This is a genomic window from Lachnoclostridium sp. MSJ-17 (assembly GCF_018918205.1).
Classification (GTDB): Bacteria; Bacillota; Clostridia; order Oscillospirales; family Acutalibacteraceae; genus Ruminococcoides.
In genome coordinates, this window is the sequence record NZ_JAHLQB010000079.1 from 19,553 (window position 1) to 39,651 (window position 20,099).

Annotated in this window: 16 protein-coding genes and 1 tRNA gene; 7 read left to right on the forward strand and 10 right to left on the reverse strand. The window is 43.0% G+C overall.

Going from position 1 to position 20,099, the window contains the following annotated elements; genetic code table 11:
• The first annotated feature begins 104 nt into the window (after positions 1-104).
• Both KQI64_RS06630 and KQI64_RS06635 read left to right on the forward strand, forming a co-directional pair.
• Positions 105-785, forward strand: a complete 681-nt coding sequence (locus KQI64_RS06630; RefSeq protein WP_216523924.1) for a response regulator transcription factor — start codon at positions 105-107, stop codon at positions 783-785.
• Positions 769-2,307 (forward strand): sensor histidine kinase, encoded by a 1,539-nt coding sequence (locus KQI64_RS06635; protein WP_216523925.1) that lies wholly within the window; start codon positions 769-771, stop codon positions 2,305-2,307. The genes KQI64_RS06630 and KQI64_RS06635 overlap by 17 nt, the downstream gene beginning before the upstream one ends.
• A 213-nt stretch (positions 2,308-2,520) precedes the next feature.
• Here the strand turns inward: KQI64_RS06635 and KQI64_RS06640 are convergent, their stop codons facing one another.
• On the reverse strand, positions 2,521-3,282 hold the full coding sequence (locus KQI64_RS06640; RefSeq protein ID WP_216523926.1) for a TatD family hydrolase: 762 nt from the start codon (positions 3,280-3,282) through the stop codon (positions 2,521-2,523).
• Positions 3,283-3,375: 93 nt separating this feature from the next.
• The gene (gene metG, locus KQI64_RS06645) at positions 3,376-5,331 is read right to left on the reverse strand and encodes a methionine--tRNA ligase (RefSeq protein WP_216523927.1); all 1,956 of its coding nucleotides are present in this window, start codon (positions 5,329-5,331) and stop codon (positions 3,376-3,378) included.
• A 186-nt stretch (positions 5,332-5,517) separates the two neighbouring features.
• Here metG and KQI64_RS06650 point away from each other — a divergent pair.
• A tRNA-Met gene (locus KQI64_RS06650) sits at positions 5,518-5,594 on the forward strand.
• A 94-nt stretch (positions 5,595-5,688) separates the two neighbouring features.
• Here the strand turns inward: KQI64_RS06650 and KQI64_RS06655 are convergent.
• The 8 genes from KQI64_RS06655 to KQI64_RS06690 all read right to left on the reverse strand — a co-directional run bounded on the left by KQI64_RS06655 (position 5,689) and on the right by KQI64_RS06690 (position 14,720).
• Positions 5,689-6,849, reverse strand: a complete 1,161-nt coding sequence (locus tag KQI64_RS06655) for a tyrosine-type recombinase/integrase (protein ID WP_216523928.1) — start codon at positions 6,847-6,849, stop codon at positions 5,689-5,691.
• 126 nt (positions 6,850-6,975) lie between these two features.
• Entirely contained in the window at positions 6,976-7,173 is a 198-nt protein-coding gene (locus KQI64_RS10770; protein WP_216523929.1) for a helix-turn-helix domain-containing protein, read from the reverse strand.
• Positions 7,174-7,283: 110 nt separating this feature from the next.
• Complete coding sequence (locus KQI64_RS06665) at positions 7,284-8,615, reverse strand: hypothetical protein (protein ID WP_216523930.1); 1,332 nt, start codon at positions 8,613-8,615, stop codon at positions 7,284-7,286.
• Between the two features lie 100 nt (positions 8,616-8,715).
• Positions 8,716-10,146, reverse strand: coding sequence for a hypothetical protein (locus KQI64_RS06670; protein ID WP_216523931.1), 1,431 nt, complete (start codon positions 10,144-10,146; stop codon positions 8,716-8,718).
• 28 nt (positions 10,147-10,174) lie between these two features.
• Positions 10,175-10,474, reverse strand: coding sequence for a hypothetical protein (locus tag KQI64_RS06675; RefSeq protein WP_216523932.1), 300 nt, complete (start codon positions 10,472-10,474; stop codon positions 10,175-10,177).
• An 808-nt stretch (positions 10,475-11,282) separates the two neighbouring features.
• Positions 11,283-11,849 carry a recombinase family protein gene (locus KQI64_RS06680; protein ID WP_216523933.1) on the reverse strand — a complete coding sequence of 189 codons (567 nt, stop codon included), beginning with the start codon at positions 11,847-11,849 and terminating at the stop codon, positions 11,283-11,285.
• 242 nt (positions 11,850-12,091) lie between these two features.
• Complete coding sequence (locus tag KQI64_RS06685; protein ID WP_216523934.1) at positions 12,092-12,478, reverse strand: hypothetical protein; 387 nt, start codon at positions 12,476-12,478, stop codon at positions 12,092-12,094.
• A gap of 805 nt (positions 12,479-13,283) precedes the next feature.
• Positions 13,284-14,720, reverse strand: coding sequence for an ATP-binding protein (locus KQI64_RS06690; protein ID WP_216523935.1), 1,437 nt, complete (start codon positions 14,718-14,720; stop codon positions 13,284-13,286).
• A 577-nt stretch (positions 14,721-15,297) separates the two neighbouring features.
• Between KQI64_RS06690 and KQI64_RS06695 the strand changes: the two genes are divergently transcribed.
• From KQI64_RS06695 to KQI64_RS06710, 4 genes are all read left to right on the forward strand, one after another.
• Positions 15,298-15,588 (forward strand): helix-turn-helix domain-containing protein, encoded by a 291-nt coding sequence (locus KQI64_RS06695; protein WP_216523936.1) that lies wholly within the window; start codon positions 15,298-15,300, stop codon positions 15,586-15,588.
• Positions 15,589-15,629: 41 nt separating this feature from the next.
• Positions 15,630-17,414 carry an AAA family ATPase gene (locus KQI64_RS06700; protein WP_216523937.1) on the forward strand — a complete coding sequence of 595 codons (1,785 nt, stop codon included), beginning with the start codon at positions 15,630-15,632 and terminating at the stop codon, positions 17,412-17,414.
• A gap of 521 nt (positions 17,415-17,935) precedes the next feature.
• On the forward strand, positions 17,936-19,120 hold the full coding sequence (locus tag KQI64_RS06705; RefSeq protein WP_216523938.1) for a hypothetical protein: 1,185 nt from the start codon (positions 17,936-17,938) through the stop codon (positions 19,118-19,120).
• A 195-nt stretch (positions 19,121-19,315) separates the two neighbouring features.
• Positions 19,316-19,972 (forward strand): helix-turn-helix domain-containing protein, encoded by a 657-nt coding sequence (locus tag KQI64_RS06710; protein WP_216523939.1) that lies wholly within the window; start codon positions 19,316-19,318, stop codon positions 19,970-19,972.
• Positions 19,973-20,099: the final 127 nt, after the last annotated feature.

The following is a 20,099-nucleotide window of genomic DNA, read 5'->3' on the forward strand; positions in this document are numbered from 1 at the left end:
TACTGATAAATTTATGATATAATAGCCTTGTATATACATATTTCTGTCACATTTATGTGTTATAAAGAGGGCAGAACCCATTACAGCGAAAAGGAGAATAAAATATGCCGAAAATATTAGTTGTCGACGACGAGTTCCGCATTCGTCAGATTATCAGAAAATACGCCGAGTTCGAGGGCTACGAGGTAGCCGAGGCTGTCGACGGTATGCAGGCAATAGAGGTCTGCCGCAAAAATAAATACGACCTTATCATCATGGACGTTATGATGCCGGAGCTTGACGGTTTTTCAGCCTGCCGCGAGATCCGCAAGTTCTGTTCCTCGCCGATTATCATGCTTTCGGCGCGCGGCGAAGAATACGACAAGATTCACGGCTTTGAGCTGGGGTCTGACGACTATGTAGTCAAGCCCTTTTCGCCGAAGGAGCTTATGATGCGCGTCGCGGCGGTCATCAAACGCTCGGGCGGCAAGACAGAGGAGCAAAAGCGCGACGTCTACACCTTCAAGGGACTTGTTATCGACTTCTCGGCGCGTATCGTCACCGTTGACGGCAGCCGCGTCGACATGACTCCGAAGGAGTACGAGCTGCTGTTTTACATGGTGCGCAACAAGGGTCTCGCCCTCACCAGAGAGAGCCTTATCAGCGAGGTCTGGGGCTATGATTTCTTCGGCGACGAGCGCACCCTCGACACCCACATCAAGCTGCTCAGAAAGAGCCTCGGCGCGTACAGCAAATGCATTGTGACTCTGAGAGGAGTTGGCTACCGCTTTGAAGAGGTTGTTTAAACGTCCCGCGACGCTGCACTTCAAGCTGCTCGCGTACTTTCTCCTCTTCGGCGCGATAATTCTGGTGGTGCTCTGGGTGTTTCAGAGCTTCCTCATAAAGCCCTACTACACCACCAAGAAGTCAAAGAGCGTGCAGCAGAGCGCAGAGCGGATAGTCAAGGCTATAGAGCAGAACAAGAATATCTGGACTACGATAGACAACGTTGCGAGCTACAATTCGCTCACCGTCAGCGTTTACGGCACGGACTCCGTGCTGGGCTTCAATTCTCCTATTTACGAGATAAACTACGACAATCCCGCCGCGAGACTGACTGTAGAGACTCACGAGATCAATTCCTACTACCGCCTCGCCAAACAGAACGGCGGAACCTACATGACCGTAGACTCAAACACCGTTTCCGACATCGCGCGGCAGAAGCTTGACATGCTCCGCAACGCGTTTACGGGAGCTTCAAACGACAGCGCCGCTCCCGAGGTTCACTACAAGTCGAGCTCCACGGGCAGCATGGAGAATATGGTTTACGCCGCGATTGCGACAAAGCCCGACGGCGAGGAGATGTTTTTGCTCGTCACCTCGTCGATAACTCCGCTGAGCAACACCCTTGACATCATTCAGGGTCAGCTGCTCTGGGTATCGTGCGTGTACATTGTCCTGTCGATAGTATTCTCGCTCTTTGCGAGCCGCCGCATAGCCAAGCCGATCTCAAAGACGAACAGCGCCGCCAAGGAGCTCGCGAAAAAGAACTACGAGATCGACTTCAACGCGAGAGGTTATCTCGAGGTCGAGGAGCTTAACGACACCCTCAACTACGCGAAAACCGAGCTTGCAGCCACCGATAAGCTCCAGCGAGAGCTTATCGCGAACATATCCCACGATCTGCGCACTCCGCTCACGATGATCACGGGCTACGGAGAGGTCATGCGCGACCTTCCCGGCGAGAACACGCCCGAAAACATTCAGATCATCATCGACGAGGCAACCCGTCTGTCGACTCTTGTAAACGATCTGCTCGACCTCTCAAAGCTCCAGTCCGGCGCTTTGCAGGCAGTGAAGAAGGAGTTCTGTCTTACCGACAGCATTCGCGAGATTTTCAGCCGCTACTCAAAGCTCGTTGAACAGGACGGCTACAACATCATCTTCGAGGCGAAGGAGAACGTCATTATCAACGCCGATGAGCTGAGGATTTCGCAGGTGGTCTACAATCTTGTCAACAACGCCGTAAACCACGTCGGCGAGGACAAGACAGTCATCGTCACTCAGACCGTCAGCCGCGGCAAGGTTCTCATTGAGGTCACCGACCACGGCGAGGGCATTCCCGCCGACAAGCTCGAGTACATCTGGGAGCGCTACTACAAGGTCGACAAGGAGCACAGGCGCGGAGTCATCGGCTCGGGTCTGGGACTCTCGATCGTAAAGAGCATTCTCGACGCCCACAACGCCCGCTACGGCGTGAGGTCGACCCTCGGAAAGGGCAGTACCTTCTGGTTTGAGACAGGCATTGTCCGGACGGAGAGAAGATAATTTAATTGACAATGGACAATGGACAATTATGGGTCGCTTCGCTCCGATCAATATACTTTTCGGGCGGTAACATCGTAGTGACAGCCCTTGCGGCTGTCAGGAAACGCGAACAACAGCTTACCGTTATATCATTTTCTCTGCGATAAACGCGCATTATAGATTATTTGCAAAAAAAATTCAGGACGGTTCGTTTGAGCCGTCCTGTTTGTTATATTATTCAATTGAATAGAACCGCTTAGCATTCTCGGCGGTAATGTCGAGCACCTGCTGTGCCGTCATGTTCCTGAGCTGAGCGATTTTTTCAGCGGCAAATACTATCATAGAGCTGTCGCAGCGTTTTCCGCGGAACGGAACCGGCGCCATATACGGCGCGTCGGTCTCAAGCAGCAGTCTGTCGAGCGGGATCTCCGACGCTACCTCGACGCTGTGTCTTGCGTTTTTGAATGTGACTACGCCGCCGAGACTGATGTACAGTCCCATGCGCACCGCCTCTCTCATCAGCTCGACGCTTCCGGAAAAGCAGTGAACGAGCGCGTTCGGGCGGTATTTTCTGAGCAGATCGAACACGTCGCCGTGCGCCTCTCTGTCGTGAACGACTATGGGCATTCTGAGGTCGAGCGAAAGCTTGAGCTGTTCCTCAAATACGCGCTTTTGCTCCTCGCGCGGAATGTCCCAGTGGTAGTCGAGACCCGTTTCTCCGATCGCGACGACCTTCGGGTGCTTTGTAAGCTCTGCAATTTGGTCGAGGTAATCGCCGGGCAGATTTTCGAGGTTTTCGGGGTGGATACCGACAGCCGCGTAAATATAGTCGTACTTTTCCGCGAGTGCGATGACGCGCTTCGCGTTTTCAATATCGACGGAGTTGTTAACTATTCCGCACACGCCTTTTTGCGGCAGAGAACCGAGCACAGAGTCCCTGTCCTCATCGAACCACCCGTCGTCGTAGTGCGCGTGCGAGTCGAAGATATTGGTCATGATATTTTTAGTTGGTAGTTAGTAGTTGGTAGTATTTGTCGAATTTGCTGACAACTACCTACTACCCAACTACCTGCTACCAACTTCTTCTCCTTAGCATATTTTCGCGCCGGCGGGCATACCTTCTATTGTGAGCACCTGGAGCTTTTCGTCCTTGCCCTCGCCCTCAACGGCTGAGAGGATCATACCGTGGCTCTCAACGCCGCAGAGCTTCACGGGCTTGAGGTTCGATACAAAGAGTATCTTCTTGCCGACGAGCTCCTCGGGCTGATAGAACATCGCGATGCCGCTGACGATAGTACGCTCGTCCGCTCCGTCAAAAATCGTGAACTTCAGGAGCTTCTTGGACTTCTTGACCTTCTCGCAGGCTTTTACCTCGCCTACGCGGATATCGCTTGCCGCGAAGTCGTCGATGCCTATCTGAGCGACGTTTGCTAGCTCCTCGCGGATTTTAGCGGCGCGCGGATCTTCGTCGTTATTTTTGATAATGCTGTTGAGCTCCTCGATCTCCTTCTCAACGTCGATTCTCGGGAACAGAGCCTCGCCCTTCTTTATGGTGACGTTTTCGGGAAGAACGTTGAACTTATCGGCGTTTTCGTAGCTTGCGGAGTTCTCGTCAGCGCCGATCTGCTCTAGAGCCTTGGGCATGGTTGTGGGCATGAACGCCGAGAGCAGAGTCGCGACGATGCGGATAGTGTCGAGCAGGTTGTAGAGGACGGTCGCAAGCCTTGCGCGGTTATTCTCGTCCTTCGCGAGGATCCACGGCGCGGTCTCGTCGATATACTTGTTGGCGCGTGAAACGACCTTGAAAATCTCGGCGAGGGCGTTCTGCAGCTGGGTTTTTTCGATATAATCGTCGACCTTTCCGCGCAGCGATACAGCCTGACCGATCAGATCGTCGTCAAACTCGCCCTTTTCACGTTCGGAGGGAAGTGTGCCGCCGAAGTATTTCTCGACCATCGCGACGGTGCGTGAAACAAGGTTGCCCAGACCGTTAGCAAGGTCGGAGTTGATGCGGTTTATCATGATCTCGTTCGAGAACGAGCTGTCCGAGCCGAGAGCCATCTCGCGCATGATATGGTAGCGGATAGCGTCCGCTCCGTAACGCTCGCCGAGAATGAACGGGTCGACAACGTTGCCGAGTGATTTTGACATCTTCTGACCGTTGAAGGTAATCCAGCCGTGGACCGCGAGGTGCTTGGGCAGCGGAAGCTCAAGAGCCATGAGCATTGCAGGCCAGATGATAGCGTGGAAGCGCATGATATCCTTGGCGACCATGTGGGTGTCGGCAGGCCAGTACTTGTCGTAATCGTCGTATTTGTCGTTGAGATAACCGAGGGCGGTGATATAGTTCGAGAGCGCGTCAATCCAGACATAGACGACGTGCTTGTCATCGAACGTGACGGGAATGCCCCAGTTGAAGGTCGTACGCGAAACGCAGAGATCCTCAAGACCGGGACGTATGAAGTTGTTTACAAGCTCCGTCGCGCGTGTTTTGGGACGGAGATAGTCGGTTTCAGTGAGAAGCTTCTCGATTCTGTCGGCAAATGGAGACATCTTGAAGAAGTAGGCTTCCTCCTTTGCCTCGGTAACCTCTCTGCCGCACTCGGGACATTTGCCGTCGACGAGCTGACTCTCTGTCCAGAAGCTCTCGCAGGGAGTGCAGTATTTGCCTTTGTACTCGCCCTTGTAGATATAGCCGCGGTCGTAGAGCTCCTTGAAGATTTTCTGGACGCTCTCGATGTGGTAGTCGTCGGTGGTGCGGATATAGCGGTCGTAGCTGATATTCATAAAGCGCCAGAGACCCTTGAAAATCTCGGCGATCTCGTCAACGTATTCCTTGGGAGAGACGCCCTTCTCGGCGGCCTTCTGTTCGATTTTCAGGCCGTGCTCGTCGGTGCCTGTGAGAAACATCACGTCGTAGCCCTGCATACGTCTGTACCGGGCGATCGAGTCGCAGGCGACGGTGGTGTAGCAGTGTCCGATATGCGGATTGCCCGAGGGATAGTAGATGGGCGTGGTGATGTAGAATGTTTCCTTTTTACACATGAGTAATTCCTCCTAATAGTTCAGCGAATGGGCTGTACCTTTTATTATAACAATTCTGTCGGAAAAATGCAACAGAAACACAACAATATGCCAAAAACACAGGGTTTGCCGATAAAATAAAAAAAACCCTTGACAAAAGGAATATTATATGGTATTATAATATAGCTGTAACGACAGCGCATATATCGCGGGATAGAGCAGTTCGGTAGCTCGTCGGGCTCATAACCCGAAGGTCGTTGGTTCAAATCCGGCTCCCGCAACCAAATAAAAATGGCTTAAACAGTGATGTTTGAGCCATTTTTCTTTTTGCAAAAATCAGCGATACAACGATAATTCTAATGTGGTTCTAAAAAACTTTTATAAGCAAGCTAAAATATCAGCGGAAATTGTACTTATCATAGCTTGTTTAGCTGAGTTATCAACGTGTGTATAGGTATCAGCGGTAAAATTGTAGTTGCTGTGTCCTAAAAATTCTTGAATTTCTTTCATGCTATACCCTTTAGCTAACATATAGCTTGCTGTACTGTGTCGCAAATCATGAAATGTAATTCGCCTTAACCCATACTTTTTTAGAATCTTTGCAAACCTGTGTGTAACATAATCGGGCTTGATCGGATAACCCAACTTATCAACACATACATAATCACTGACATAATAACTATCACCGCAAGTAACCGCTTGCTCGTTTTGAGCCTGCCTAACAAGATATAGATAGCTTTCAATTTCTTTTGCTTTTGACATATCTAAAACCCTGTTGCTTGTTTCGGTTTTTGTTTTCTTCTCAGCTACACTAACTAACTTACCGCCTTGTTTGGCTCTTACCACTGTTTCACAAATTCTAATAGTATGCTTGTCAAAATCAACATTTTCCCAACGTAAACCAAGCACTTCTTCACGCCTTAACCCTAACAATACCGCTAAATAAACCACAACCTCTAAAGGATCGTTTTTAGAATACTGTATTAAAGCCTTGATTTCATCAGCGTTATAAAAATCGTGCTCTGCCTTTTCTTTTTTCGGGCGTGTGACTGTTTCGCAAGGATTGTTTTTTAGAATCCTGTTAATAACCGCATATTTAAGGCTTGTATAAATGATCTGGTGATGTTTCAATGCAGTATTACCGCTCAAACCGCAATCACGTTGCAACCATTTATAATAAGCGTTTATATCGCAAGTTCTTAAATCTGCAAGCGCAAAGCCCTTTTCTTTGAAATAGGGATAAATGTATTTATCAATCATATGCACATAACCGTCATATGTAGTTAAACGCTTATCGGCTTTTGTTTCCTCATTCCATTTTTTGATATAATCACAAAACAGAATTTCTAAGGCTTCAACACTGATAATATCTGTGTATTGCTCTCTGAGTTCGTCAAGCCGTTCTTGTTGCTTGCGCTTGCCTGTAGTAGATTTCATACCCATTGAAACCCACTTCTGTTTATAACCACCTCCTGCTTTTTTAATGGATAATACGGCGTATAGATTGCCTTTTTTCTCTTGAATACTACCGTTAATCATAAGCTGCAAACCTCCATTAATTTACAGCCGTACAATATAGCAATTACATTATCGCATACCGTAAAGCTGTAGTCAAGTTCTAATACATTAGAAAAATAGCATTGTACCATTTATTACCCTTTGCTATTAATCAAGCTGCATATTTACATAGCTTATGACGGATTGTTTCGGTATTTTATATTTGTTACCAATTCTAAAATTTTTGATAATTTGTTTACTCAACAAACTTAAAGCTGTGTTTCTCCCGATTGATAACATTTTCTGTAAATCCTTAATTTCTAATATATCGGGATAATCTGTAAAAATCTCGCTATCTTCATTCATATACTCACCATTATTTCACTTTCTAATAATCAAAACCCTTTCTAAATTATTGTCATTCAGCGGCGAGAATCACAAGTTTGTTTTTGCTTCTCTGCTGTGTTTGCGAATTATTAACACTTTTCAGCTTTTACCGCAATTTTATCATAGTCACAATAAATTCTGTTATCAAATAGCTGCTGATATATCTTGTACCCTCTGTCGGCTGGAGAATCCTTTTCATCAAGCAAATTATCGGAATCCCATATATAAGTTACTTTCTTTGCTCCATACGCATAGAGTTTGGAACATATATACTCAACTTCTTCAAAAATTACATCTTTATCCATAGCAACTATGTATTCATTCAAATTCAAATCACATAGTATTTTGGCTTGTTCATTACTCATGAAATGACCTTGTATAGCAACCCCAGTATAATCACCAGTAGCTTTACCAACCGTATCACGCTTAAAGACCGATTTTTCAGCTTCAAAAATTGTTGCAAATCCTGATCTGATTATACTGTCATAATTTTCGTACAATCCAAAAACATTTTGCGATTTACTGTAATGGGCTGTGGTTTTATATTTTGGTATATCAAAATCATTTGCATAATCAACTGTTGTTCGCCCTGAGATAGCGATAATATCACCTGTTAAATAATGTCTTATCGGAAATACAATTCTGTTCTTTTTATAAGAGTATCTAATATCAAATTTTGATCTTGTTAATGGTAATATACCCTCTCTAAACCAACTTTCATGCAACATAGAAACACAACCAAAATACCATTTTATATCATTTGCTAACTCGGATTGATAATCTATTTTTTGTTCGGTTCTGGGAATTTCTTCATCTTCATGTTCAATATCATCGTTATCATAATTATCAAAATCAAAATCTTTCGTAGGCTTCAATAATTCATCTTTTGTCTTACCCTCAATACCTAATATCTTGCACAAATAACGAAAAGCGTCATAAAACTTTAGCTTCTTATTATATTGAATTAAAGCAAATATATCAGGATTATCACCGCCAATATTTCTTGTAAAATTTGATATGTTGATATATGGATTACAATAAACCTGAATTGCATTATATTTTGAACCGTCTATATTTGAACACTGATAAAAACTATTATTACCAATTCGATCTACCTTTTTAATATGTTTGCAACCGATTTTTTCAAGTACATCAGGAATTAAACCATTTTCAAATATGTATTGCTTTACATCTTTTGCGGTTAGTCTATTTTGATTAGCCTTTTTTCTATAATAACTACTCCAATCCAAAATAATCACCTCTTGCTTTGTTAGGATATACAAACGGCTTTTGCCGTTTGGCTCTATACGGAGAAAAAGTTTATTGTAGTTGGAGAGAATTTTGTCACCAAATGATAATTCTTCCTCCGTATAGAATCCGCCGTAGGCGGTTATATTCAATACTTTTTTTATAAAATGCAAAGTTGTCACCTTTTTCTTTATTAGTAGGGTTTATATATAATACAGAATATGGTGACAACTTTGTCATTTGCCAATTATTCTATAATGAATATAGTGACAATTATATCTTGTAATAGTCATTACATTCTGCTATTTTTGTATCATCAGGGTTTATCAAGTAGTCAATAAACAGTTTTTGTAAAATATATACGTTATCACTATTCTGTAAAAAGCTGTCGGGAGTTATACCAAAATATTCATCAATTTCTGAGTATGTATATTGATTATCGCCCGACTTGATAACGGCTTTATCTTCATTGACTTGCTGCTTTGCTTTATTGTGAATACTTCCTGCTTTTTTTAATGAAGATATTCCCATATTATCAATATATACTTGTTTGTATCTATCTCTTTCATTATCGGATATTTCAAGCACTGAAAAATTTAGCAGTGAATAGTTTGTATATTCGTTAATCGGAGTAGATAACATTTTGCTGTTAGCACCGATTTTTATTTCATTGAATACATATAACCAACCTTTTTTGTGATAGAGTTCATCTAATTTATCGTGGTATGCTTTCGGATTATAAAGGCTTGCAATATTACCATTCGGATAACCAAGTGCTTTAGCTGCTTCTCGTTTCGTGCTTTCTATTATGACTTCTTCGTTAAAATCAGCTTGTCGGTAATTCTTTTTATTGCCTATTCTTTCAACAATCATACTATAGGAATCGTAATGGATAATATTTTGCTCTTTCAAGCGTTTTAACGCATAATCAATATTACCTTTGTGTTTTCGTTTTATTACGGTTCTGAAAATTGATAGCTTTTGTTTGAAATAGCTGTCACTTATTTCTGTAAAATCTTGCTTTGTCAATTCTAAATATTTATCTATCAAAAAATTTGTTATATCTTTATCAAAAAATATTGATAGTATTTCTAACTTTCGTATTAACTTATTTAGCGTGGTATACAAAGTATAAACACCGTCTTTATCAATCTTCTGGGTTTTTGATAATTCATACATTATCATTAGCTTTAGAGCATTACAATATAATGAATTTTTAGCTTGCTCGTTTTTCTTGATCGGCTCATCATAAATATCAAGTATCAAGTATTCATTACTGTATTTCAGTTTTTCATAATCAAAATAGCGGAGAAAGTCTTTCTCTTGTAACTGTCTTGATTTTCCTGTTTTCGGGCTAACCTCTAATAATCGGCACAACTCTTTATAGTTTGCTACTACTTGACCGATATATAAATTATCTGTGTTATATTCGTATGCTATTTCTGAATCATCGGCTTGTTTGTGTCTGATCTGCCATAACCTTGTAGCTTCACCAAGTTTTAATGCAAATAGCATAGCGTTTTTATCTTCAACACTTTCAAACGGTTCAATTCCTAAATCGTATAGCTTATTGAAGAATTGAAGTATCATATAATATTCGCCGTATTCGTGTTCTTGTTTGCTGTACTCTGTTATTACCTTTAATAAATCTTTCTGTCGTGCGTTCGCTTTTGATTTCTGGCTTCTTGTTAATTTGCAATTCATATATTAATCACTCCATATTTTGTTTACCTCATAATTCATTGATTGCCCTGTTATAGTGCCGTGAAATTTTAGCATGAAGCCAAAGTCGGGGCTTATCGTCAACTTGTTTGATTTTTGAAGAAATAGACAAACCATTACCAAACTTTACTGTAATCGGCTCTCTCTCGTTTGCCTGTTGCAAGTGAGATAATGCAACATCTTGTAAAGCGTTGAAAACCTCTGTAACATCTTCAATACTATAATCTGTGCCAAGCTGCTTTGCGGTTTCTGCAAGTAAATTTCTTTTTGTAATTAGCATTTTTGTTTTTCTCCTTTGCTTATATTCCATAAATTAGTTTGCTGACCTTTTAACCGTCCTTTGCTTATCGCATGGGAATCACCTTATCCTTTCTGCGTGTTGCTCTGTTGAGAAAATTATCTTTACAATTTTATTATACAATTCTGATCTGATTTCAACAAATAAGAATCAAAAAAATATTTGAGAAAATCAAAATAATTGTTTTTTTATGTAGTCGGCTTGTATTCGCTCTGGCTATATCCTAACTATATCCACTAAATTTTGATTTGTCTATAGCCGTGACCTTGTAATTATAGATTTCGGAAATATAAATAAAACATATGTTTGGAATAATCTGAAATTCGTGATAATAACCGTTGCAATTTTCAAAAAAATATGTTATCATGTGCGTTTTGAAAAATATACAAAATTATACCGATATTTTGTACAATATGCACAATAACCAAGAGGTTACCTATAAACAAGGGATTATTATACTTCAAAAGGATTTAATTCTATAAAAGAATTATAAATACCGTTGCCGTTTGCTATTTGCTTTGCAAGATTAATTTGTCTTTTGTTTGTATATTATTAATAGAATAGCATGATATAGCAATACAAATTTAATGCGTTATGACAATGAAAAAATGTTGTAGAATACGTTATACAATGCCACATATGCGCTAAAACGCCGAGAATTGACTTATAAGCGATTTTTTGCTTTAGGTATATAATTATATTAAATTAACGTAAAAATGCGATATATGGCAATTCTCGGCAAAATAGAAATGTTGTATAAACTGTATCAGCGGAAATAAAAAGGTGTCAAGCTGCGGATAGCTCAACACCTAATTGATTTTTATTTTGTTGTTGCTCTCTCTTTCAATAGTTTGTCAAGAGTCGGTCTGCTGATATTTAGGGCTTTTGCAAACTGCACCTTGTTGATCTGTCGGCTCTGATACTGCTGATAGTATTTATTAAAGGTTTTATCATCAATACGCTTGACTTGACCGCCTTTATACTTGCCCTCTTTAACGGCTACTGCGATACCCTCTCTTTGTCTTTCAAGTAGGTTAGCTCTCTCAAATTCATAGATAGCACCAAGCATAGTAACCATTAACTTACCCTGTGGGGTACTGGTATCAATAGCTTCTTTGTTGCTAACCAAGCTAACACCTTTAGCTTTTAACTGCTCGATAATGTCAAGCAAGTCTTTTGTGCTTCGTGCTAATCGTGAGAAATCGTGAATATAAACAACATCACCATCACGAACATAATCTAACATAGCTTGCAACTCAGGGCGGTTAGTATCTTTAGCACTTGCCTTTTCAGTAAAATACTTTTCAATTCCCTTGTCTTTCATGGCTTCAAGCTGTCGGGCTTCGTTTTGCTCAACTGTTGATACTCGGATATAAGCAACTTTCATTGTGATAACCTCTCTTTCAAATAATCAAGAATAGTGTGTGTTTTGGATTAACTACACTATACCACATCGTAAATTATAAGTCAAGCACTTTCTTTACAAAATGTAAAATAAATTGAAAAATAATTTTGAATTTACAAATTATGGGCTTTTACAAGTGTAAACTGTGGGTATACCCTGTATTTACAAAAAAATAAAACGCTCTACAACTCATATAGAATTGTAAAGCGTTCTGATTTTTAGTTTTAAGACTCGGCAACGTCTTGAAATAACAATGTAAACAACAAACCATTAAATAAAAAATAAACCTCGTAATCATTTAATGGCGAATTGTCGCAGACAAAAATATCATGTACATTATTTTGGTAGATTTTGCAAACCTCGTTTTTTGATCTGTCGTTAATGATAATGTAATTGTCTTTACAATTTACTGAAACAAAAAAGCAAACTGTATCAATTATTTTTGTGGGGTTATTGCTCTCTGATACATCATCAGTGACTACGCAACGGAAAAAGACTGCGGAATCGAATTGCAAAACATCTTGTAATCTTTCGGCTTTTGAATAGTTTGTGTTTGTTTTCAAGTCATTAATGAAGTTTATACCTGTTTTGTTTAGCTTTGTTTTTGCCATTTAATCACCTTTCAATCAAAAAATAGGGGGTAATTTCAACTTTCGATTTGTTTTGAAATCTGGAATAGGTAAATACCAAGTTCAACTGTTAATCGAAAGTTGAAATAAACCAACCGTTTGAAATCTGTTTGACCGACTATCTTTCCTTGTCCTGTGAATATCTTAACACAAAAGAAATGCAAAAAAAAGTCTTGAGTTTTAATCGAACATATGATATAATAAAAGCAACATACAATTAATAAATACCGCTATACACCAAAATACTACAATTAATAATGTTATATGCTAATCTCAGTTTTATTTGATATCAAACTAAATAAAACTTGAATTTCAAGATAAAATATCATTAACTCAAAACAACTCTGCCGCTGTCCTCAGTTAATGCTATTTGTGCTATATTATGTACGGCTGTAGAGTTCTAAAAAAGTTCTAACGTACTTTGAAATTATTAATAAACCAATATAAACAACGATAAATAAAAACCTTGATAAACACTGGATTTTTTAACATTGATAAATCACTATAAACAGTGATAAATAGGTATAAAATCCCCTCATAACCCGAAGGTCGTTGGTTCAAATCCGGCTCCCGCAACCAAATAAAAATGGCTTAAACAGTGATGTTTGAGCCATTTTTCTTTTTGTTCTGAAACGCGATAATCAACGGCTTGTCGTTTATTTGTTGATTGTTCGTTTAAAAATACCCTTATTGTACCCTTGAACCCAGGGCAAGAGTCCAAATTTGAACCTTCAAAGACACAAAAACTCTGCGACGCTTTTCAAAAGAGTCGGCAGAGTTTTTTGTTTTATGCTCTCACATATTTTTGATTTTTACTTTTTGGCTTATCGGGGATCGTCATCTTAAGCTTTCCGCACTCAAGCAGCGGTGTAATGATTTCCTTCATCATATAATAGCGCGAAAAGCCTGTGAAATGCTCGAGCTCGGCGCGGGTACGCGGCGTAGCGCAGAAATCAAGCACCGCTTCTTCCAAATTACCGTCGCTTTTTTTCTCCGCACGCCAGATGTTGTTTTTGAACGTAACGATAAAATCTCCGCGTCTTACTTCAAAAACAGGCGCAGGCAGACCGGCGTTCTCAAATTCACGGCGAATGGTGGGGATACCCGAATAGCGGTTCTCGGTAACGTGCAGCAGTTCCAACATATTGGCGAGCGTGGCGTTTCTTGTGTCGGGACGCACCTTTCCGAGAGAATCGATAGAGATTTTACCGTACAGACCGCCGGGACTTTTGATTTCCATGCGATCGCGGTACATTTCGATCCGCACCGGAATGTTCTCGGTATGAATACTGTAATCGCGGTGAACAAGCGCGTTGAGAATGGCTTCTCTGACCGCTTTGGCGGGATATTCGGGAATATCGCTGCGCTTTCCCTTTTCATCAATGATTGTTTTGGTGCGGCTATTCCGTGCGACGAAGCTCTCAGCTGCTTCGAGCATATCGGAAATCGCGCCGGTGATCCGTTTGTTGTCGATAAAGCGTTCGTCGTCCGTTCCGGTCTGACCGATTTCCGTTCCGGGTATAACAACAGCCGTAATTGAAAACTGAGGGAAATACGCTTGCGGATATTTGGAGAACACCATGACGCCTGCGAGCGTCGGCGTGTCTCCGTCCATCACGCCCATGAGCTGCAGCAATTCGTCCTCGCTTACGTTCTGCGCGAGATTTTCACGTTCGTTTTTGACTGCGCGCTTGTAGTCGTCCAATCTGTCAGAGTCAAAAAGGGTTATCTTGGCGTTCGGAACTGTCCGTAAATCGTCATGAATACGCTTGCGGAATGCGTCGTAGCTGTAGATCTCATATTCGCTCATTAGCTCGTCCGCGTCGCCGACGCGTACATAAGAGCCCTTGATACGCCCTACGCCTTTGTAAAAACAAGGACGCTCTGAAATTTCAACCGCCGGTATTTCGGCGGAAACGATCACCTTGCCGCCAATCTCGCAAACGGTAAACAACGCTCTGACGGCAGGCTCCATCTGATTGCACTGCTCCGTGACTTTTTTCTGCAAATCCTGCGCGTCATAAACGCCCACCGTCGCGAAATCGGCAGATTCATCTATTCCGAATAGGATAATGCCGCCGCTGTCCTGATTAGAGAACGAGGACAGCGTATCAAATAACCGTTTTGGCGTGCCGATATGTGCCGCCTTTAATTCGATTGTCTGTCCTTCCGCTTTCGTTCGCTGAACCTTTTTTACTAAATCAAACAACGCTTCTTCCTGCATGAAACTTCACCTCTGTTATTAAGTATAACCGATTTCTGCCAACTTTTCAAGATTTCTGCCAACTATTTTTGAAATTAGAGCAACTAAACTTGATTTCTGCCAACTGTTTGCAGAAATAGAGCAACAGTTTTATTTAAAGTTGGCAGATTTTAAAAGAATATTCCCCAAAACTAAAAATCTTTGATTTTTGGGGAAACAGTAGACATTTCCCCGTGAGAGTCCAAATTTGGACCTTTATCAAATTATCTGCGCCTGCGAGGTCCAAATTTGGACTCTCGCCGGCGTTTTTTGCAGTTCATACGAGCAACAAAGTCAGCATTAAATAATTTTTCTTTGTGATATAATATGATTAGAGAGGGCAAGCTACCCAGAAAGGAGGAAGGCTATGAGCGAATAACAAAAAGCGCCGCAAGGGATGTTGGTGCATCCCTTACGGCTGAGATTCAAAACGCATTACCACACACATTTTATGAATCCTACCGATATTCTACCACGTTTCGGAGGATTTATAAAGCAGAAAAAGAAAAATCCTTATAACAAGGAGTTATCTCCGAAATAACGGAAAGGAGTATCAAACATGACATCAAATTATTCGGCAGAGCAAGCCGTAATCGTAAAAATACCCGTTGTCCTGACCATCAAGGACGCGATGCAGAAAATCAAACAGGATTGCCCCGATACGGCAATTTCCGAGCATTTTCTCCGTCAACTGATAAGGGACGGCGTTTTGCCGGCGTTAAAGGCAGGCAACAAGGCACTGATCAACATGGATGTGCTCAGCAAATTTCTCAGCGATCCCGAAGCGGAGAAGTTTCAGCCAAAAGGCTCCGCAAACAACGGAATCCGCCCTGTTCCATCGGGACGGTGAGCACATTGCGGTTGAATGAAATACTGAATCGGCTTAACGGTGTGAAGTCCGTCGGCAGGGAGCATTATCTCGCCCTCTGTCCCTGCCATGACGACCACCGCCCGAGCTTGGATATCGCTGTTAAAAACAACAAAATCCTGATGTGCTGTCCTGTCTGCGACGCGGACGGCGTCAAGGTGATGCACACATTGGGACTGAATGCACGTGATTTATTTGAGGATTCAAAGCGTGAACGTCCCGAACGCCCCGCGAGCGTGGATTACTACTATTCGGACAAGCTGAAAAAGACGCGTTTTTACATCTGGGATGATAAAACGCAGGGTTGGAGCAAATCCTTTTGCTGGTATCACAAGGGAGAATGTGGTCAGCAGGTCAAGGGTCTGCCTAAGGGCTCTGACGGGAGGAGCATTTCGCCGCCGCTCTATCATCAGGAGTTTTTGATCGTCGCCCGTGATCGGCAGGAGACTGTCTATATTGCCGAAGGTGAAAAGGACGTGGACACCCTCATATGTCTCGGCAGGCTTGCCGTGTGCTCGCCTCACGGCGCGGGCAAGGGCAGGCTGGAAAACAAATGGCCGAAGGAGTACAGCACGCTGTTTGAAGGGCTGGACGTAGTGATTCTGCCCGACAACGACGAGGCTGGACGAAACCTCGCACAGTATGTCGCGGCTCAGCTGTACCCGATCGCCAAATCCGTCAAGCTGCCCGATCTGACAGCGGAGTGGACAGATTTGCCTGAAAAAGGCGATATTTCAGATATTGCCGAACGCAGCAGTAAAAAGGATACAAATGCCCGGCTGGATCAGCTGATTGAAAACACAGAGCTATGGCAGCTACCGCATGAAAAATCTCCCTATATTTGTTTGTCAGACGTGAAAAGCACCAAGATCAAATGGCTGTGGTACCCATATATCCCACTCGGCAAAATCACGCTGATGACTGCCGATCCCGGGGCAGGCAAAACGTTTTTGGCGTTGTATCTGGTTGCGCAGACGAGCAAGGGAGCGCCGTTCTACGGCGAGACAATCCCTTTGCAAGAACCGGCGCGAGCGGTCTACCTGACTGCCGAGGATGGCTTGGCGGACACGATCAAACCGCGCTTGGAACCAATGAAACCAATCTTTGACAATATCTATTCCTATGATGAAAGTGAGAAAAGCCTGAGTTTGTCGGACAGCAAAATTGAGGAAATCATGCAGAAGCTGCATCCGAAGCTCATAGTATTCGACCCATTGCAGGCGTACTTAGGCGCTGATGTCGATATGCACCGCGCGAACGAAGTCCGTCCTGTGCTCCGCAGAATCGGGCAACTTGCAGATAAGTACAGCTGCGCCGTGATTTTTATCATGCACAATTCGAAAGCGACACAGAACGCTGCCTTACAAAGGGCGCTGGGGTCCGTGGATATTCCCGCAATCGCGCGCAGCATGCTGATCCTCGCAAATGCCCCCGAGGGCGGAAGGCTGCTCTGTCACGAAAAATCAAGCCTTGCCGCGCGAGGACAGTCGATATGCTTCGATGTTGATCCGAGCAAGGGCGGTATCGTATTCAGCGGATATTCCGACCTCAGAGCCGACGATGTGCTGACAGCACACGCGTCCTCAAGAAACAAATCCAGCAAAAAACGCGACGAGCTGTGTGATGAATTGCTGGCGTTGTTCGGCGACGAGGATCGTCTCCGTGTGGACAGTATAGAAAAGCTGTGCGAGCAGCTTGGCTGCAGCCGCAATACGCTTTACCGCGCACGTGACGAGCTGCAAATCAAAAGCGTTGTCAAGGGTTTCGGAAAAGACAGAACCGCATGGTGGCAGCTGCCCGTTTCCTAAGAACATATATTTATTTGGGAATATTGGGAAAAAACCACTGTTTATGCCGTTTTTGCATAAATCTCACACTGCTTTTTTTGTGGGATTTATGCCGGCGGCTTCCATAAATCCCAAATAGTCTCTAACTCTCATCATTCCCATAAAAACAAGGCGTGGGATTAATGGAAAATCTCAGCACTCGTGCGGCTTCTTACCATAAATCCTAAATAACTTATTGTTCTTAGTGTAAGGTGTAATTTAAATTTTCTAATTTTTTCATACGCAATCGTAAAAATTATGATACCGACAGACGCCGATATTATGGTACACATTTAAGCTTGTTATCATTGGTAGAAGTGTGTACCATTTTTTGGGCTTTTCCAACGCTATAATCGCCTTTGTTATGCGGTTTTTTGCAAAGAAATAACGGTTAGCAAACTACCGCAAGGTAGGAAGCTAAACTTGTATAGGTGGGTCATGATTTCATAGACCGCGTCGTTGCGATTACAGCATAAACAGAAACGAAAAAGGAGTGATTATTGATGAGTGTTACCGTGAACAAACCGCTCTCTTACGCAAAAGAGCTTTTCCTGTCGATCACGTTGGTTGCGCAGGAAATTTCATCGGATACAGTAAAAGAAATGAAAAAAGACTTCGGCGAGTCCATCATACGAAACAGTGTGATCAGAATATTGAAAAGCAAAGGATATATTCAAAAAGTTGGCAAAAGTTCCGACTACGGATATGTTCTGACAGGCGACGGATACGATTATGTGCGAATTAAAATGCCGGATAAGTTTCCGTACCATATTTTTCAATTTCCCACCCATATCTATGACCGTGCTCGCAGAGTCAAACGCCGCCAGATGTCGATGGTATTGTATAATCTCTACCGTGAAGGAGTGTCCTTTGGCAATCATTTAACGGATCTGGACGCGATTATTAGCGGTGAACCGGCAGAGATAACTGCGCCGTTTTTTGTCACACAAAGGGAGATCAGACAGTCCAACAGCTACCTGGGAACAGCCTACGGCACGAGGCTGTTCGGAGTGATCGTCACACAAACAAAAATTATTATCGTGTATGCGCCGTCGAAAATCAAAAACCTGTACGCGCGCACGGAAAACGCATTCTATAAAAGCATTAAATGCACTTTTTCATATGCTGCCCCACCCTACAATCTTCCTGCAAATATTGAATATATCTATTTTTATATGACCGATGAAGATGTGATAGATTCGTTTTCGGAAACAGGCAAGCGAAATGTACATTCCGCTTCAACCTACCGGATGTACTGCAAAAGCATCCTAAAGCAATTATACATCTACCGCATGAACGTCAGCTCTTTCCGCTTGTCGGATATTTTTGATATGGACAAGAGAAACGCAATTGACGCAGTGTTTACGGAATACTATGAGGTACAGCCGCGTGCATTACAAGACAAGTATGATAAACACATTTGCGGGTATTACCGAAATACGGACATTCCCGTTTTTATGCTTTGGGATTTGTCGCCGTCGGCGTTGGTCAGCGCAATAGACTATACACATCGGACGGGTTTTGGCATTGACGGAAAGGTTTATCTGATGTGCTTTGAGGAGGATTCCGGGTTGATTGCGGATATCCTGAATACGGATAGGCATTTAGCAAAGCATTTTGCCATCTGCGATTTGCCGTATCATGAGGTTAAGCAATACATTAACGGAGAAATCGCGTGTATAGATTAAGCCGCAAATCGGATTGAATTGCGAAAAGAAAAAAGAAATACAAAAGAGAAAAAACGGAGATTTGCAAAATTAAATATTCCGTTAAAGTCTATTCCTTGACTTTTGTCAGCACACGTGATATGCTGTCATTGTAATCAATCAGCAACCTTTGATAAACAGGTTGCGAAATGCCGACAACGACAGGAGAGATGAACGGTGTCACGTAATAAAGAAATAGCACGGAGACTTTCCGAACTTCGAAAAGATAAGGGCATTACCCAGAGCGAGCTGGCGGAAATGTTGGGAGTGAGCCGCACGACGGTCGCAAACTACGAAACAGGCAACCGCACACCCGAATACGATACACTCGCAAGATTGGCGGACATTTATCAGGTCAGCTGCGACTACATCATTCGCGGCATATCCTCCGAGTTTGCTGAGATTTACGCCACAACCGGCTTGAGTGAAGACGCGGTTTGGGTGCTGTCGATTCTTAACCGATACGGAAAAGACAGAAAGCTCCTTGACACAGTGAATCAGCTGTTGGAAAACGAGTACCGCACCGCCTATGATCTGCTCAGTCAAAGCGGAGAAAACGTCGCTGTGGACGGTCTTGCTCCCAAGCTGAATCCGCGCAAATACAGCCGCTGCTCACAATTGCTCTCCAAGATTGCGGCATACTTGCAGCAGCCGCGCCGTGTGCGTAATCACTACCTGACCGACGACGGACGGATCCTTTCGCTGGAAGCATGGAAAAACGAAGCCTGTCCCCCGGCGATACCGCTCAACGGAAACGAGCTGGCGGCGGATTATCTGGTGCAGGCAATCATTGAGGCGTTGAAGTCACAGGAAGAGGAATTCAATAATGATTGATTGAAACGGACGAGTGAAATCGTCCGTTTTGTATTGACACCGAAACAAGCGTATGATATGATAACAATACGAAACATATTTATCAAATGTTCCAGATAGTTATCAAAGAAGGGAAATGTATGGCAAG